Here is an 18525-nt window from a genome sequence, read left to right on the forward strand (position 1 = left end):
CCGGCGTAGCAAACGATCCCGCGAGCATCAGCGGTCAGCCCCTGCGCGACGAGAATGTCGGGCGAGTTGGAGGGTTGGAGCGTTGTTCGCGGGTTCGCCGGACCTGAAGCCGTAAAGAAGGAGTTGCCTCCGTTCAAGCGCATCAGTGAGGTTCGCCGTGCGGAACTCAGGCCATCTGCCCGTCCTACCTCGACACGGCCACCAAAGCCCTGATCCAGCCTGTTGCACCCCATGACCATTCCCTTCTCCAACTATGCGCCGAATCACGTACCAATACCAGATCGGACGGCAGGTCAGATCAGGAAAGTCGGCGAATAACTGGTTGCATCATCCGCTCGATTAAGGGGCGCAAAGAGTAGCGGCGGAACGATGTCTCGCGTCGCCTGTCCAGGTCCCGCGCGGTGAATTTGTAGCGGCTCATCCATTCCTCCCGATCCGCTAGGAGTCTGCTGAACAATGCGTGTCGTCCTGGCCCTGTGTTCTTGGGGCCGGGACGATGTGGTGATGCAGGGTCGTCCGCTTGATGAGCGTGAGTTGTTGGATGCCGAGTCGGTCGCGGGGCATCTGGTGGAGCCGGGGTCGGTGTTCCGGTTGCTGGCCGATCAGCGCCGGGTGCTGTTCCCGACGGGGATGTTTGAGGATTTGTTTCCCTCCGGCAAGGGCCGGCCGTCGATCCCGGTCGACATCGTCGCGTCGGTTCTGGTCTTGCAGGCCCTGCATGGTCTCAGTGATCGAGACGCTGTGGCGTCGGTGCGGACGGATCTGCGGTGGAAGGTTGCGACCGGGTTGCCGGTTGGTCATGCCGGGTTCGATCCCTCGACGCTGACGTATTGGCGCAGGCGTCTGGCGGCGTCGAAGAGCCCGCACCGCATTGCCGATGCGGTGTTGAAGGTGGTCGCGGAGACGGGAGTGCTGAAGGGCAAGAACCGGCGGGCGCTGGACTCCACGATCCTCGATGACGCGGTCGCCACGCAGGACACCGTGACGCAGTTGATCGCGATCATCCGCAAGGTCCGCCGGGAGATCCCGGGTGCGGCTGCGGTCGTGGCCGCGAAGTGCAGCGCACATGACTATGACGATCCGGGCAAACCGCGGATCGCCTGGGACGACAGCCAAGCCCGCGCTGTGCTGGTCGACGGACTCGTCCGAGACGCTGTCGCGCTGCTCGCCGAGGTCACGACCTTGGAGTTGACCGCGGAGCAGACCGAGACGGTGGCGCTGCTGGCACTGATCGCCGGCCAAGACGTCGAACCCGCCGACGACAGCGACGGCACCGACGGCCGCTGGCAGATCGCCCGCAAGGTCGCCAAGGACCGGGTGATCAGCATCGTGGACCCCGACGCCCGGCACGCCCACAAGACCGTGCACCGCCGCCAAGACGGCTTCAAGGCGCACCTCGCGGTCGAGCCAGAGACCGGGATCGTGACCGCTGCCGAGCTCACCAAGGCCAGCGGCACCGACGCGGCCGACGGCGCGACCGGTGTCCGGTTGCTGGCCGCCGATCCAACCCTGACCGGCGAGCAGCCGGTGGACGTGCTGGGCGACAGTGCCTACGGCACCGGGGACGCGCTGAAGGCGATCACCGACGCCGGCCACACCCCCATGGTCAAACCCTGGCCGACCAAACCCGCCGTCCCCGGCGGGTTCGGCATCGACGACTTCACCGTCGATGAGACCACCGGGACCGCGACCTGCCCGAACGGTGTCACCCGCACGATCACCAAGACCCGCAACGTCGTGTTCGGCACCGCCTGCCGCGACTGTCCCCTCCGCACACAGTGCACGACCGCCAAACACGGCCGAACCCTGAAACTGCACGAACACCACGGTCTGCAACGCGAGCATCGCCAACGCGCGAAGGACCCCGCCTGGCAAGCCGACTACCGCCAACACCGGCCCATGGTCGAACGCTCCATCGCCTGGCTCGTCACCGGCCGCAACCGCAAACTCCGCTACCGAGGCATCGCCAAGAACCACGCCTGGCTCCAGACCCGCACCGCCGCCTTGAACCTCCGCCGACTGCTCAACCTCGGCCTCACCCGAACCGACCGGACCTGGGCCATCGCCTGAACCGAACAACCCCCACAGCAACGCCCACAACCACCCCCACACAAGCCCCGCGACCCGACCAACACCCCGACACCACACCGAACCAGGCAACCCCCGGCACCGACACCATCGACCACCACACAGCAAGTGAACCGCCCCAGGTTCTCTGCCGCTCTTATACGGGTTGCGGCGCTCGGTTGAGGGCAGCGTAGTGGGCTTGCTCGCACTCCACGGGAGGCATCATGCCAAGAGAGCCGTGGAGCCTGCGGTTGTTGTACCAGTCGACCCAGCCGGCGGTGGCGTACTCGACGTCGGCGATGGTCTTGTACGGTCCGTCGTGGAAGACGGTGGTGCGGATGCACTCGGCCTTGTAGAGGCCATTGATGGTTTCCATCAAAGCGTTGTCGTAGGCGTCGCCGACCGACCCGATCGAGGGCCGGATGCCCTCGAGCTCGAGGTGCTCGGCCAGCCGAATGGATGTGTATTGACTCCCGGCTATCGCTGTGGTGGATCAGTTCGCCCGCGATGGTGGGGTGGCCTTCGCGGTCGCGTTGCCACAGCGCCATCCGCAGCGGCGTCATCACCAGGTCGGTCTGCTTGCTCGTCGAGGCGTGCCAGGCCACGATGCGTTGGGCGAAGCAGTCGAGGATGAACGCCACGTAGACGAACCCCGCCCACGTCTTCACATAGGTGAAGTCGGTGACCCACACACGATTGGGCGCGTCGGCGGTGAAGTCCCGGTCGAGCAGGTCACCGGCCCGCAACGCGTCCTTGGCCGGGATCGTGGTGCGGACGCCCTTGTCGCGCCGCACCCCGACCAGCCCCAGCGTGCGCATCGCCCGATCCACCGCGCCGAAGGAGGCCTGGGGCATGCTCGTGCGGCGCAGCAGGGCGGTCATTTTCCGCCGCCCGTACAGGCCCTCCGCGGTCAGTTTCGGCGCCCCGGTCTTGGCCTCGGGCTGCCAGGCAGCATTGCGCACAGCGTCGACCACCTGCGCGTCGGTGAGGGTCCGCGCGGCGACCCGGCGGTCAGGCTGCTTCCAGGACCGGTAGGTCCGCGCGGCGACCTGGCAGCCCTGCTCACGCAGGACCCGGCAGATCGACTCGACCGCGCGACCTTCGGCTCTCATGGTGTCGATGAAACCCATGATCAGCGGTTGCGGGGGTCGAGTTCCCCGGCGAAGAAGACCGTTGCAGCCTTGAGGATCGCGTTGTCCTCCTCCAGCCGGCGAACCTTCGCCTTCAACGCCTTGATCTCCGTCGACTCCACGCCCGTCTGACCCTCACGATCACCAGCGTCCACCTGGGCCTGCAACACCCAACGGCGCACGCTTTCCTTCGCCACACCGACCTGCTTGGCCACCGCCTCCGCCGCAGCCGTCAACGACGAGTACTCCGACAGATGCTCATTGACCAGCCGGACAGCGCGGGCACGGACCTCGGGATCGATCTTCTTCGGCACGTCTTGCATCCTTCCAAACTCAGAAAGATGCGGCATCAAACCTGGGGCGGTTCAGGTAAGCGTCAACCTGCGTCGGATGCAGGCACATCGTCAGTGGCTTCGACGACGTCACGCAGCTGCGAACGTGAGGTCGCCCAACCTTCGGGAAGGCGCGATAGGGGTGGACGCCCACCTTGCGAGGGGATGCACAGCGCAATCTGGGGAAAGGGCAGATCGGCGGCAACATCGCGAGCCACTGGCGAGCATCGATCAGTCTCGCTGGAAGTCAGCGGTTTGCGGGTTCGAGCGATCGATCAGGCGCTCAGGTCCAGGCGTGTGGTTAAGGTGCGTGTCCCCCCTCGGACACACACACTATCCACACGCGGGGCAGGCGTGATCGACACTTCAGCCACCCGGGTCCTGTGGTCGTAGTCGATCGTCAGACGTAGTGCGTCGTACAGGGAAGCAAGGTCCTCTTGCGTCGCGCTGTCGAGCACTCGCCCGATGTCTCCGAGCTGGTCGACCATCGCTCGAACGTCCTTGGCCGTTAACCGCTGCGGAGGCTCGATGGCTGCCATACCGGCCTCGGCTGCTGGCTTCTCAGCGACAGCGGCGTTGTACTGGCTTGTCAGCTCGGCCGGATCCCAGCCGGCCTCGAGGGCGCGTCGGAGTCTGACCGTCGCGGCGACCGCGGTCGTCGCGTCGGCGAGGACCACCGGCGCGGGAACCACCCGATGGTGGGTCAGGCCGTCGCATTCGTACGTCCGCCGCTGCGCGCGATCGGTGATGACTGCCTCATCATCCAGCTGGGCGCGCAGGCGAGCAGCGAGTGCCTCGATCCCCACCAGCACCTCGAATTCTGCATAGCGGAAAGACTTTTCTACGACTCGGCAGTCGAGGAGGCCCCTTCCGACGGGTCAACGACAGGCGTGTCAGTGTCAGTCCTTGGGCGGCGGTACGTCGGCCAGGTAATCGAAGGCCAGGCCGCTGGAGCCTTCGCCACGGCCGGTCTGTTTGCGGACCCCGAGCCAGACGAACGCGCGGCCCGCATTCCAGCGGGTTCGCTCGAAGCTGGTCGACACGACAGTTCCGGCGCGCGGGACCTCCTCCTCGTGCAGGAGATAGCCCGTTGGCGGAGTGTCCTCGAGGCCAGGCCGGAGCAGCGAGGTCCGCGGACGAACGGGTTCCGGGGTGGGTGCGGTGTCCCCTTCCATGATCCGGAGCATCGCTGCCCGCTGGAGCTGGACCTCCCGGTTGTCGCCCTCGACATGGACCGGGATCAGCGGGATCCAGTTCTCCGGGACCGAGCTCATCACCTTGTAGCGGATCTTCGCGCCTTCCGCCGGCGGCAGCGGCTCGGGTGGTGCGCCGAGGCGGCGTTCCAAGTCGGCTTCGAAGAACGCGCGCGTCTGCTCCGCCGCCTCCCGCCCGTTCGCGGGGTCACCGGACGGGAGAGCGATCGTCTGCTCGATTCCCCAGACCATGTTGGCCATCTCGTCCCGGCCGAGCATCACCTGCTCGAGCGGCCGTCCTTCGAGGACCTGCCGTGCCGCCGGCGGTAGCAACAGGCTACGGTCGGCCGGCTGATGACCCTCACCGCGGATCGAGACCAGGAACATCGCCCAGCGCTGCCAGTCATCGTCGTCGCCACGGCCGGCCGCCTCGACCCACGTCCGCTCGCCGAACACGTTCGTCACCGCCATGCCCCGAATCTCGGCGATGGTCGCGGCCGGCACGGTGAACGGTACGACGAACCAGTCGTTGGCGAACACGAGCCCGAACTCGATCAGCAGCAGTTTCGCCAGGTCGGTGGTGTCCGGCTTGATATCGCCGAAGTTGGTCCGGGAGTCCTCGAATCGCCACCAGCGCGTGTTCGGCATCCCGTTGAACGTCGCCTGTGTCGGCAACATGGACAAGGTGTGCGGCTTGGGCGGAACAGCCGCCGGATCGAGGTCGCCCAGTGTTTCCCGCGTCGGGTCGACATCGAAGTTGTACCAGTCGAGATGACCCTGGTAGTACTCCTCCGCGGCCAGCACCTTCTCCGCTTCGCCGTACGGCGCCGACACCGCGAACTGGTACTCGAGCCGCTCCTTCTGCCAGGCACCCGGTCCGGCCGGCTGGTGAAACACGCGCCGGAACCACCGACCGAACCGCTCCGCGACGACGTCGACCTGGGCCTCCATCCCCACCAGCGCCGGGATCCCGTCGTACGCATGATTCCCAGCAGAGGCGAGGTGGTCGAGGAGCTTGACCCCGTCCATCCGCCGCGTGGCGACGGCTGCGAAGCTCGACCATGCCTCGGGGTGCGCGCACGTCGGCGCATCAGCGAGGTCCGTCGGATCCGGCACGTGGATCGGGTACTGGCCGATGAACTGCTCGGCAACCAGCGGCGCCGGCGACACACTGCGGATCAGCTTCAGCCATTGCCGACCGAGCAGCAGCCGGAGGTCGAGCGCGATCTCATGGCCGCCCTGCGCGATCGCCAACGCCATCCGTTCGACGTGTGCCTCGAGCGGGATCTGGTCGTTGAAGGGTTCGACCGGCCCGAGCACCGCCTGGTACTTCTGCAGCTTCGTCGTCTCCAGATGGACCTTCACGTCGATCGGCGAGCCCGCATCGTCGCCCCGGAACTCGCCCATTTGCCACTGCCGGGTCAGCATCCACAACGCATCACGGACCTCGGCCCGGAGCGCGCGGTCGAAGTTCTCCGCTCGCGGCCGGCCCTCGAGCCGGTTCCAGATGGTGATCGCGGGCCGCGACTTCTTCGCGATGACCGAGCCGAGGTTGCGCGTGATGCTGAACGGCATGTCAGTCCTCCAGCAGGGCGATCTTGTTGTTGAGGGCAAGATCCATCGCGATCGTGAGCTGTCTGACCTGGGTGGCGAGCACGGTCGCGGGCAAGAAGGGCGCGTACGGCGAAGAGTCCAGATGCTTGGGTTCCACGGCCCGGCTCTTGGCCAGGTCCAGCGTCTCGTTCAGAGCGTCGACCAAGTCGTTCCATTGCCACGCGCCACGGAACTCCGACGGCGTCACCAGCAGCATCGTCTGCGGCGCTTCGGAGTTGGGCCGGTCGTAGTGGAAGGCGATGCCGGTGTCGATGCTCTGGTCAGGGATCGTCTCGGTCCACTCGTCGAGCAGCATCCCGCATTGTGGCTTCGTCTTGTCGAACGGCGTGGAGTAGTGGGCGGTGTAGAGGAGCCGGTCACTGTCCAGCTTCTTGTCCGCTGGGAAGTCGAGCCCCAGCCAGTGATCATCGGGAACGTACGGCAACTGGATCGCGGTCAGCTCCGGCTCCGGGCGACCGAGGGCTCCGGTGAACATCACCGTTTGCTCCCAGGCATTCAGCTTCTCGCGCACCCGGGCGACGCCGTACATCCACTCGTCGACCGGGAAATCGACCGGGTCGACGGCCGGATCGGCCGGCGTGGTGAGGTGCCGGAACAAGCGGTTCGACGCCGAGTCGGCGTGCGCGTTGGCCAGCTCGTCGCCCTGCGCTGCCGACAATCGGAACCGCGGGACGATCCGGAAGTCCTCCCCCAGCAGAACCTTCGCGGCCCGATCGAGCGCGTCGACCCTGGCACTGGCCTCGGCCGTCGCGTCGTGTTCGTCGAACAGGTCCTGCGATGCGGTGAGGCGACGATCGACCTCGGCGCCGAGCACGGTGGCAACGGCACTGATGTCCTGCGCGAAGCGGATGATCTCGTCCTCGCGCGTGCCGAGGTCGAAGGGAACGAAGTCGAGGTCCGTGATCGGCAACGCCGCCCGCAGATCGGCCAGCAGCGCCGAGACACCCCGCCGGGTCGACCCCTCGAACGCGTCGAATTCGATGCGCTTGGCAACGAACGCCGGCCTCTTCACAGTGACCAGGTCGGCCTCGTACGTCGCGGGTGAGGCCGGCAACGGCGAGGTGATGATCGTCGAGACCGCCCGCTCGGCCTGCGTGAGCAGCTCGAACTTCTCCTCGTCCGTCGCCGCCGTCCCGGCCTCAGCAACGCGCGCGTCGAACTCCGCAAGCTTGCCATCCCACCGCGTCACCAGCTCCGCCGCCTGCGCCAGCATCGTGGCGAAACAGTTCCGCCGGAAGTCATACGCGAACGCCCACCCAGCTTGCGGGATCCCGAACAGCGCCACCCTGGCGAGCAGCGCGGCCAGATCGTCGATGAACGTGTCGATCCCGGTGAGAATCTCGTCGCGCCGGTTGTCCAGATCCGCAAGAGGTCCATCGATACTCGCCGCGTACGCCGCAAGGTCGGCCTGGACATCCAGCAACGCGTTCCGCACCCGGTCGAGCCGCTCCTTGTCGAACTCCGGCGCGGCGTCCTGCGTGCTGCTCGACTCGTTCATCAGCGCCAGATCACTGGACCGAAGCGGCCGCGACTTGGTCGTCAATCGCCGTACGGCGCGAAGACCCGGCAGCAGCTCGAAGACGCTGTACGGCGCTGTCTGCGTCGTGAGGTACTCGATCGTCACCAGCACGTCCGGCCGCGGATCGGCGTCGGCGACCACGCGTTGCACGACGCGGTCGTCGAGCTCGCTGATCGACGACTCGGTGTCCTCCCGGATGACGGCCAGCAGATCCGCGGGTTGCAGGCCGAGCTGGTCGAGCGTGATCTCCAGCGTCTCGGTGGTTCCGGTCGCGGCAGAGCGGTACGACGCGACACAACCGATCTGATCCGGCGGCGGCAGAACGCCGGCTAGCCACGCGTTCACACCGGGCTCGCCGACTGCCCGAGGAGTCATCGAGGTCCCGGCTACCGGCGAGGTCGCCGGATCCGCGGCCGGGTCGAGGTGCAAACCGACTCGCAGGGTCAGGCCCGTTCCGTTCAGCGGCGTGCGGACCACGTCCGGCTCCGGCGGGAAGTTGCCGCGGGCATAGGCGTCGTACGTCGAAGCGACCCGGTCGTAGTTGCCCAGCACGGCCTGGTACGCGCCCTCGGACAGAGCCAGGTCCGCGACGGCGTCGTGCGTCTCGCGGAGCCGGTCCGCCTCAGCGTTCAGCGCGGCGGCCTCGGCCGGGCTCGCGTCCGGCAGCGTGTTCTTCCCGAAGGGGTAGGTGAACTTCTGCGTGCTCGCCAGGTGTTCGACCAGGGCGAGACCGTCGATCACGTTCCTGGCCTCGATGGCGTCGATCGCATCACCGGGTTCGGACTTCGTCGACTTGATCCGGTCCGCCCGGAGCGGGAACTCCTTGCGCAGCTTGTAGATGAACTTGTCGACCTCGGCGAGCCCGTGCCGGTCGTGCAGGCCGCGTTCGAACTGGTAGCCGAGCAGGCTCGACATGCTCTGCCCGGCGCGGATGCCCTCGATGATGCCAAGGGCGACCCGGACCCGCTCCGAGGTGAGGTTGACGGCCATCGTCTGCCGATTCGCCGGACTGGCGTTCGACAGGAAGCCGTTGCGCAGTATGGCGGCCGCGACCGCGTGGTTCAGCGACGGAGCATGCACGTAGCCCTGATTGGTGCTGTCGGCAAGCAACGGCGAACCGTCACCGAACACGACCGCCAACTCTTCGTCGAGCTCGACCGGGGTCAACTCTCGCCTATCCGGCCGCAGGTCCTCGAGCCATGCGTACCCACCGAGGTGGATGCCCTGGCGGGCCGGGGTCTCCGAACCGTTGCGCAGGCCGCGCATCATCGCCAGTTGCACGTTCGCCAGCCCGAGCAACCAGGCGTCGAGCCGATAGGAACACAGATCGACGTGGTCCGCCAACGCCCGCTCCAGTACGGCGGTCGGCTGGTCCTTCAGCCGGCCGAGTGCGGCCAGTTGATCGCTGAGGTGGAAGTGCAGTTGAAGGGCCCGCAGCCGCTCGCCGATGTACTCGTGCACCGGTGTGTCCGGATTCCCGGTGATCTCGGTCGCCGCGACGTACAACGGCTGATAGCGGCTCTCGCTGACCAGGTTGTTGTCCCGGACATGCAGGAACGGCTCGTCAGCGCGGGCGATCGCAGCCTGCGCAGCCGAGTAGAGCCCAGCGTCCTGATGCAGCCGGATGCTCACATCGGAGTAGCCGAGCTGGAGCGCATGCCGGAGGAGCAGATAGAGGAGCGCGGCCGGACGCTTGTTGTCGACGAATCCCTTCTGCTGGTACAGCGCGTCGAGTGAGGTGTTGGCCGCATCGATCAGCCACTCGAGGTAGTTCCTGCCATCGTCGGTCGACGTCCGGAGCTGCTCGGATTCCGACAGCGGTACGTCGTCGATCACGCCGCCCTTGAGCAGGTTGTGCTTGCCGGCGAAGACGAGGTCGAGGATCTTGGGGTCGACCTCGCCGGCGTGACCCAGGCCGGTCAGCTTCTGTCGGGCGGCCTGACGCTGCGCCGCGATCAGCAACTTCTGGATCAGGCCGCCGAATCCCAGCAGGTTCAGCCGGTTGAACAGCGTCTTGAGGCTTTCGGCGTACCGCTGCGACCACTCGACCGACCCGGGATGCAGACCGAGAACATCGAGCAGGAGCGCATGAGGATCGCCGCTCGCGCCGACCCTGGACAGGCTCGGGACGATGCCGTCGAAGTCGGCCCGGATGTCGAGCAGAATCCGGTAGAGCCGCTGCAACTGGCCGAAGTCATGAACTCGATCAGGTCGCTGCTCGAGCCAGTTCATCCGCGACAGCGGCGTCGCCGGCAGGATCCCGTACGGCTGCTGCCCGATCCGGATCGCGGGGCACGCACCGGCACCGATCACGAACTGGGTGAAGAACTCGCGGGTGGTCTCGATCGCGCTGTCGTCGAAGACCGGCGACATCATCGTCTCCATCCAGTAGCCCATCGTCGCCGGCCACAGCGCGGTGTTCATCGCTCGCGCCGTCAACTGGTCCTGCGCATCCGCGGCGTGGGTGGTGGAGAACAAGCCGGGATCGACTCCGAGGTACTCCGCGAGCCACTGCCCGTCGGCCTTGTCCAGCCAGCCGCTCTGCGCCAGGAACAACGGCTGCCGGCGGTCGTCGAAACTCTCGTCCGCGTCGTCCAGCCGATCGAAGCCGGTGCCGACTGCCTCGGTGTTGTTGGTGGGAGTCCCCTGCGGCACCACCGCGAGCCCACTCCCCTTGGAGGAATGGTGCCGCAGCAACGTCTCGAGTTCCGTCTGTGCGGTGCCCTCGTCAGCACTGAGCCGTACGCCGAGCACGAGCACCCGAGCGAATCCGCGCGACGCCTGCGTCGGCGTCAACGGGATCCGCATCGCCATCCCGACCTTCTCCGCCGCGTCGAAGTCCACCAGCCAGCCGAGCTCGTTCGGGATCACCAGGTTGCCGTGCTCGTCATGGTGCAGCTGCTCCGCCGCTGGCGCGGATGGGTCGGGACCGACCACCAGCGGCGACGGAACCGGCGTACCGACTCGGATCACTGACGGCTGACCACCGGCCTGCTCGTACCCGAGGAACACGAACCGGTCCGGAAGGATCGTCGCCCGCGGCGCACTGGACCAAGCGCTCTCCCTCGTAGCGGTCGCAGGCAACTCGACGAAGGCCACCGAGACAGCGACGTCCGCTTTCGTCAGCCCGCCGGCAACGGCCGCGGTGAAGTTCGCCGGAACAAAGCCGGCCCGGATCTCGTCAGCCCGCGCCGCTCCCACCGCATCCTCGAGTGCGGCTTCCACAGCCGCGGACTCAGCCGCCGCTCTATCGGCGAGCCACAGCTCTCTCCAGTAGTCGGCGACCGCGTCGGCGTCGGCCAACGCGCTCTCCACCGGCACCGTGAGTACGACGTCCTCGGCGCGCACCTTCACCGGCTTGCCGGGAAGATTGGCCGGCTGGTAGGCGTCGACGATCCACCCAGCGCGCCCGGAACCGTGGGCCTCGACCAGCACTGTCCACGCGCCACGTTCCTGATCCTCGATCCCGCCCGCTTGCCAGATCCCGGTCCAGTACCGGCGTACGTTGGTCAGCTCGGTCTCGGATAGCTCCGGGTCGAACCCGTCGACCCAGCAATCATCCGGAAACACCCGGACCCACAGTTCATCCTGCTTGAAGCGCGTCTCCACCCGAACCGGCATCATCAGGATCGGGACGCCGTCGTCCAGCCGCCCGATTCCCTCCCGCGGATCGGTGAACTGACCGAACTGCCCGGCCAGCTCCGCCTCGACCGCGACGGCCTCCCGACGGCTACGACGGAGTTCCTCGAGAGCCGCGATAGTCTCACGCCGGTCCCGCTCCAGTTCCGCCCGCTGCGCGTCGTACTCCTCGTTGCCGGCGGAGGCGACCCGGTTCAACCGAGCCGTGCGTACGTCGATCTGCTTCAGCCGCTCGACGAGTGCGGCCGACTGGCTCGCGATACCGCTGACCTGCTCCCGGGCGTCCCGGAGCTGTGCGCGGAGATCGGTGAAGTCGGTCACGGCAGGATCTCGTGCGCGTGTACGGCGACCAGCACCGGCGCCTGGAAGGTCATGTAAGCCAGATCAGCTGAGCTCATCGTGTTCCGGTTCCACTGGATGTTCCTGTCATCGAGGTACTGCGGATACTTCTCGTCCGAGCTGCCCGGATTCGCGACGCTCAACTGCGCCGGCGCACTGGCGATGTCGATATGCGCTCCGGCCGCGGCCGGCTGGATCAACGGCCAGGACAGGTCGTTCCACACCTGGAGATCTGGACTCTGCTCGTTGTCGAGACCGAACTGCGGCTCACCGGGGCGCTGCTTGATCACGAAGAACCAGCCGGGGTCGTCGTCGGGCTCCTCACCCGATTCGCCCTTGGCTTCCTTCGAGGTCAGGTCGAAGCCGAAGAAGTAGATGTCCGGATCCACCTTGGCCTCGTACAGCGGAGTGAGGATCTTGCTGGTGGGCGGCCGCTCCTCCTCGGCCGCGGTCAGCGAGACGAGCCGCCGCTCGACCGTGTTGTCGATCGCGCCGGAGCGTGCGCAGGGCTCGCGATTCGCGTCCGCTGGCGTCGCGCTCTTGCGCTGCCAGCAGGCTCGATGCGCGTAGATCACGGCGTTCGGGTAGCGCTTCAGCAGTTCGCCGCGGATCACCAGAACCAGCTCCTCCTCGTTCTCACCGGGCAGCTCGCGATGATCGTGCGTACCGAGCAGCGAGGCCTTCGGCCACAGATGCAGCGGCGGGATGTCGCGCAGCTTCTCCTTCAGCGCCTCGTCGTCGAGGTTCTCGGCGTTGAAGAACCCGCGGACGTCCCAGAACTGCCGGAAGGTCGAGCCGCGCTGGTCCGTCGGATACTCCCGCCAGAGCAATTCCCGGGCGAACTCGTGGTTGAGGCCGACCATGTACGACTCGATAAATCGCTGATTCGTCTGCAGCAAGGTGATGCTGTTCGGCTCGATCAGGTTGATGTTCGGCAGGAACAACTCCGACGACAGGTTCTTCAGCGGCTCGTACATCGGCCGATCGATGACGGGATAGGCCATCGGCTCGACGAACGTCTCCCGCGGTGGCTCGACCAGGTCATCGGTGATCCGGGGCGGCAGCACGATCCCGGACAGCACCCGCTTCGGGATCGTCCGGACCGGCTTGACCGCCCCGATCGCCGACGTCGCGAGGCCCTGAAGATCGAGCCTGCGACGCTTCGGCGGTTGGCCGGCCTCGACGCTGAGCTGCACGCCGCCGAACGTGTCTCGCAAAGCCTGCTTGAATCGCGCTGACTCAACGCTGTCGGCTCCCGGCCCCCGTCGTACGACGCCTGATCCGGGCTCGCTGATGACGAAGTCCGAAACGCCTGGCAGCTGGTCGATCAGCTCCGGCGTCAGCGCGGTGAGATCAACTAGGCCGGCCGCCTGGCCAGCGCGAGCCCAGCGGGTCAGCACTCGATAGAGCAGGTACCCGGCCCCGAGAACGAACAGCGCCAAGATCAGGCCGATGAGCCACGGCAGCAGGATGAAGAGCAACACCCCAAGTACAGCGGCAGCCAAGACCACCAGCACGGGCAGGAACGGGTAACGCTTCAGCCATTCCAGTACGACGCGCGGCACGTCGGCCGGTTGTGCTTGAGCAGCCGCCTCCTCACCGGTCAGCACGCCGGCCGGCGCGACCTTGGGTGGGGCAGCACTGACTTCCTCGTCGTTGACTCGCTCGAGCAACTGGTTTGGAGCATGCGTGACGTCGAACGGGAGTGACTGGATCAATCGACCGCGCGGCCGGACCGCCCGGCGCAGCGCGGACGACGTCATGGTGGGCTGCACGAACGCCTCGCGGAACGTGTGGTGCAGCGTGACCCCATCGCCCACGATCCGCTTGTTCAACGGTGCCAAGAGCAACAACCCCTGTTGCCGGCTGACGCCGACGGCCGGCACGAGGTGTGCGTCGTACCAGACATCCGAGACGAGGAGTCCGAACTGGCCGAGCCAGATGCGGCGCTGCGCCTCGAGCACCTTGCCGATCTGTTCCCAGGCCGCGTCCATGAACTTCTCCTGCTGGTCCTGGATGACCCTCGTGCCGATCCCGGCCGCGGCCCGGAACCGGGGATCGAGGTTGAGGCGGTGGACCCAGTTGTCGTTCGGGGTGATCGGCGCGCCGTCGTGCTCGGTGAGGACCCGCTTGGTCAGGGCGTGCCACGTTCCGTACAGCGGCGGAGTGATGATCGGGTCGGGATCGCCCGCGAGCTGGTACTCGTCGGGCAGGTTCAGCAGCCGGGCCAGGTCCAGCTGCAGTGGCCGCGGGAACGGGTCGTCCCACAGCTCGAAGACGTCAGCTGGTTCGGGCGGGACCTTCGACGGTGGCTGGAGTGCGCCACCCAGTTTGAGGATGCCGCCGAGATCAGGGTTGTCGACGCCGTCGACCGTCGATCCCGGCTCCTGCACGTCCAGCTCGCGGAAGCCGACCCGGGGATCGACCACCCGCGGGACCAGCAGGCGCACCGAGGTCTCGAAGTCGCCGGAAGTCCCGGTGCGGAAGAACCAGCGATGGTAGAAGGGAAAGGACTGCCCCTGCGGCCTGGCCGCCGCATCCCACGCCGACATGGTCGCGACGACATCCGCCAGCTCGAGCCCGAGGCCCGCGCGGCGACCGGACTCGAAGGTCGGCATCAGGAAGGCGTGATACGCCGTGTTCTCGGCCAGCTTGCGCGGGCAGAGCAGCCGCGAGTAGGCGAGGTCGGGGTTCTCGGCCAGGGTCGCGACCAGCTTCGGGATCACATTCGTCATGTCGGTCGAGCGGAACTCGCCGTCGCTGTCGGCGAGGCTCCGGTTGACGTGGACATGCGCCCAGGCCCAAAGCTCCTCCGCCTTCGGGAACACCGCCAGGTCGGGCACATCGACGTACGGCAGCGGCTTGCTCCTGGTATCGGTGCCCTCGGTGAACTCCCCTTCCGCGAGTACGACGAGCGCCAGCCAAGGCCTGAGTCGACCGCGGGCGACATCGGGCGCGGCCGGTGTGTAGCGCCAGGGGAAGTCCTCGTCGTAGAACTCGATCTGCGGCAGGTGATTCGGCTCGAAGTTGGTGATCCAGTCCCGCGGCTCGACCCGCACGATGGCCCGCCGGTCGATGCCGACGATGTCGCCGGGACCGAACAGGGACACCGGCCTGCCCACCGGAGTGCCCTGGCTGCCACCGGCCAGCTTCTCCCCGCGGGCATCGAGATCCACGGTGATCTGAGCCCGGACCTTGACGTCGGCGAAGTCCGGCGACTGGATCTGATTCGCGAGTCCTTGCCGCAGCCAAGGCAGGAACGAATACGTGCCCAGGGCCGGGCTCATAGCGCCACCTCGTAGCTGGGGATCACGTGGACAGCGTCGGCCAGGCCGGGATCCACGGCGACCTGACTCGCCAGGTACTCCCGCGCACTCGCCTCACTGTGGAACGACCTGGAATCGGCCGAGTACGCCTGGTTCGTCGACTGCATCGCGACCGTGAACGTCTCCGGTCGTACGTCGATCTTGTCCTCGAACGGCTGCAGTTTCGTCTTGACCGCCTTGGACAACTCGCAGCGCGAGACCGCCGCGCCATTCAGGAAGAAGCCGAACAGCACGCCGAAGTAGCCACGGAACCGGCGGGCGAACCGTTTGTAGAAGGTGTCGATGATGATCTCCTCGTACCGGACCACCCGGCGAACCATGACCGACGAACGGACGTCGTTGCCCGCGGCCGACAGGTCGACACCGGAGTGCTCCGGCGCGAAGGCCGGCTTCGACAACTTCTCCGCGTCGGTGAAGTTCTGGAACTGCGCGGGTGCGAACGGCTCGAAGGCATCGTCCTTCCGGGCCAGACCGCCGCCGGTCACCACGACGGACAGCTTGTTCACGTCGCTCGGCTTCTGCGCGCCGACCCTGTCCAGCTTCAGGTCGAGCGGCACCGCCCGCTGCGAGATTCGCAGTACGCCGACGGGATGCAGGATCAGCGCTGCCTCCGCCGCCGGCATCGGCCGGAGCGACACCAGCAGGTTGGTGCCGGCCGGCAGGATCGCGCGCCAGTTCTCGACCTTCTTCAGCTCACCCTCGAGGATCGGCAGCACCGCGATGGGTGGCAGCTCGGTGTTCCTGGCGTCTCCCCAGGTCTTCTCGAAGTCGACACCGATATCGAAGAACAGCAAGGAGATCGACCCGTGGCCCTTGATGTTCCACGGCGCCGGTCCTTGCAAGGTCCCACGGACGCCGACGGAGAACACCCCGACTCCGAAGGCCTTCACCGAGAACGAGGCGGAGATCTCGACGACGAAGTAGAACGGCGAGAACTGGAACAGTGCGTCGATCGCGAGATGACCCTGGACGTTCAGCGCACTCAGCCCGAAGAAGACCTCGACCCGGGCGCCGAACTGGACCGTGTTGGTGGTGACGGCGAAGTAGCCCTCGATCCGCACCCGGGCGACCGGGGTGTTGATCAGGTCGATCGCCACCCGCCGCGGGCTCGGGAAGGGCAGTGGCGGTGGCGCGAACCGCGGATGGAAGCCGCCGACGCTGAGAACGAAGTTCGCATCGTCGCCGAAGGCAACCAGCAACCCCATCTCGCCTTCGATGGTGAGGAACACGATCCGCGACTCGAACAGCGACGCGAAGAACCAAACCCGCTTCTTGTCCGGCTCGATCGCCCCGATGAAGCTGACCTGCAACACGATCAGCGCCACGTCGTCGGCCGGGATCGCGACCTTCACCACCCCGACGATCGCGAGGTTGCCGGGGATCTCGATGATGATCCCGAGCGAGATGCTGGCCAGCGTCGGCGTACCCCAGCCGAGCTTGAGCATCGGCCCGATCAGGAACTTGCCGCTCCGCGGCGGGAAGAACGCGCGCAGGTCGCTGATGATCTTCGGCGCGTTGGCGATGATGTCGCGCGGGAACATCACCGATTCGATCGCGCCGGTCCGCACGCCGTCGGCCAGCGCCTGCAGGTTCATCGTCCGGTTCAGCCCGACGATGCCGCCGACCGCCAGCAAGGTGAACCCGAAGCCGAGCTGGATCCCGGTGCCGAACTCGACCGACATCGCTATCAGCAGCGAGAATCCCGTCGACCCGTCCGGCATTCTCGTGCTGATGATGCCGATTGCCTTGACCGTGACGACCCCGAACAGCGCGAGCTCGAGCGCACCGGCGTACTCACCGCGCTCGGGATCGATGAACAGATAGCCGCCGCCTTTGACCACCCCGACGTCCAGCGACAACCCGACGCCCTTGGGTGGCAGGAACTTCAGCTCGAAGTCGACCGGTCCGGCATTGCCCTGGCGGTCGGCCGGCAGGCTGACCTCCGCGCCGACACCGACCTGCTCGATGACGCCTTGCAGCGGACCGAGCGCCGCCTTGAGGTTGGTCCTCAGTCCGATCGGGAAGCTGGAATCGCCGAGCCCCACGGTGATGGTCAGCGCACTCAACTCGACCGGCCCGAGCTGCACATGCAGTGGCAGCTGGATGTCGAGGGTGGCCGAGCCGGAGAAGAAGAGCCCTTCGGCCGACGAGAATCCCAGGCCCAGGTCGAAATCGGACTCGAGGCCGAAGCCACCGAGAATGCTGCCCAGGAACCCGTCGGCGCCGGCCAGCGACACGACGAGCTTGCCGCCCTTCACCTCGCCACCGATCTTCCACGTTCCCTCGCCCCGGCTCAGCGCGGAGTTCCACGCGAACCCGACCTTTGCCGTCGCACCGAACTGCCGCACCTCCAGCCGACTCCCGCCAGGCTCCCCGATCACGACGTACGGCGTCCCGGTCGGACTGCCGCCCTGCCAGCACACGGCCAGGTCGCCTTGAACCGGTGTCGTGCCGATCGGCTTCAGGAAGACCCCGTCATCAGGCTGGATGATGATCTCGACCCCGGGCTCGAGCTGCGTGTTCAGGCTGATGCTGATTTCCCAGTCGTCCTGGCTGAACGGCGCCGGGTCGATCACGAGCGGGTGGGCGATCCGCACTCGCAGGCCCACGGGCGCATCCAGCTTCGGACTGACCTCCAGCACCATCACATCCAGTACGGGCGTCGGTCCGGCGAGGTCGAGCACCGCCGGAACGCCCGCACCGGTCAACAGGGAGGTGATCTTCTGCAGCAACGGGAGCCCGGTGAACGCCGGATCGCCCCACAGATACTTCGCCTTGAGCTGCGCGGCCGGGTCAGCGAGGAACGCGGTCAACTGCCCGATCTGCACGACCCGGCGGACAAACGCGGGATGTGCCGCATCCGCAGCCGGTACGTCGATCCGCTCGATGAACCCGACGAAGTCGAGCGCGGCGGCGACACCCGGAAGCTCTTCGAGGTTGCGGACAACGAGGTAGTCGACCAGCCGGCCGGGGAGTTGGTCGGCGAACTGATTCAGTTCTGCCGCCGGGATGCCGGTCCCTGCCAACGACTTGATCGTATTCGCGAGTGAGGTGAGGTCTTTGATCACGCCGCCGACAGCGTTGGCCAGCTCCAGCGCTTTGCCGACGATCGCCGCGGTGTCCTCGTCCGACACGGCCTCTGCCAGCGCGGTGATGATCGTCGGCAGGTCGGTGAGTCGTTGCATCGCGGCCTGGCCGGCTGCGCCGAGCGCCGCGTCCGCGTCGATGGTGGGCGGGAGGTTGAGCCCGAGCTCGGCCAGGAGGAGCCTCAAGTCACCACCGGCAAGCCGGTCCTCGAGCGGCTGGACGACCCGGGCAAGCGAGGCCGCGATCGCAGCAAGTGTTCCCGGGTCCTCGGCCATGACG

6 protein-coding genes and 1 pseudogene are annotated in these 18525 nt (G+C 66.9%); 1 reads left to right on the plus strand and 6 read right to left on the minus strand.

Going from position 1 to position 18525, the window contains the following annotated elements; genetic code table 11:
• The first annotated feature begins 504 nt into the window (after window positions 1-504).
• Entirely contained in the window at window positions 505-2070 is a 1566-nt protein-coding gene (locus AB0H36_RS11765) for an IS1182 family transposase (protein WP_360520261.1), read from the plus strand.
• A 154-nt stretch (window positions 2071-2224) separates the two neighbouring features.
• On the opposite strand, the pseudogene AB0H36_RS11770 reads toward AB0H36_RS11765, so the two are convergent.
• From AB0H36_RS11770 to AB0H36_RS11795, 6 genes and pseudogenes are all read right to left on the minus strand, one after another.
• Window positions 2225-3511: pseudogene (locus tag AB0H36_RS11770) on the minus strand (IS3 family transposase).
• 293 nt (window positions 3512-3804) lie between these two features.
• Window positions 3805-4341 (minus strand): hypothetical protein, encoded by a 537-nt coding sequence (locus AB0H36_RS11775; RefSeq protein WP_360520263.1) that lies wholly within the window; start codon window positions 4339-4341, stop codon window positions 3805-3807.
• Window positions 4342-4428: 87 nt separating this feature from the next.
• Complete coding sequence (locus tag AB0H36_RS11780; RefSeq protein ID WP_360520265.1) at window positions 4429-6297, minus strand: hypothetical protein; 1869 nt, start codon at window positions 6295-6297, stop codon at window positions 4429-4431.
• A 1-nt stretch (window position 6298) separates the two neighbouring features.
• Window positions 6299-11815: a hypothetical protein gene (locus AB0H36_RS11785; RefSeq protein ID WP_360520267.1), complete on the minus strand. Its 5517-nt coding sequence runs from the start codon at window positions 11813-11815 to the stop codon at window positions 6299-6301.
• On the minus strand, window positions 11812-15120 hold the full coding sequence (locus AB0H36_RS11790; protein ID WP_360520269.1) for a hypothetical protein: 3309 nt from the start codon (window positions 15118-15120) through the stop codon (window positions 11812-11814). The genes AB0H36_RS11785 and AB0H36_RS11790 overlap by 4 nt, the downstream gene beginning before the upstream one ends.
• Window positions 15117-18521 carry a DUF6603 domain-containing protein gene (locus AB0H36_RS11795; RefSeq protein WP_360520271.1) on the minus strand — a complete coding sequence of 1135 codons (3405 nt, stop codon included), beginning with the start codon at window positions 18519-18521 and terminating at the stop codon, window positions 15117-15119. Before AB0H36_RS11795 ends, AB0H36_RS11790 begins: the two co-directional genes overlap by 4 nt.
• Between the last annotated feature and the right edge of the window lie 4 nt (window positions 18522-18525).

The sequence above is a fragment of the Kribbella sp. NPDC050820 genome (genome assembly GCF_040653975.1).
Lineage (GTDB): Bacteria > Actinomycetota > Actinomycetes > Propionibacteriales > Kribbellaceae > Kribbella.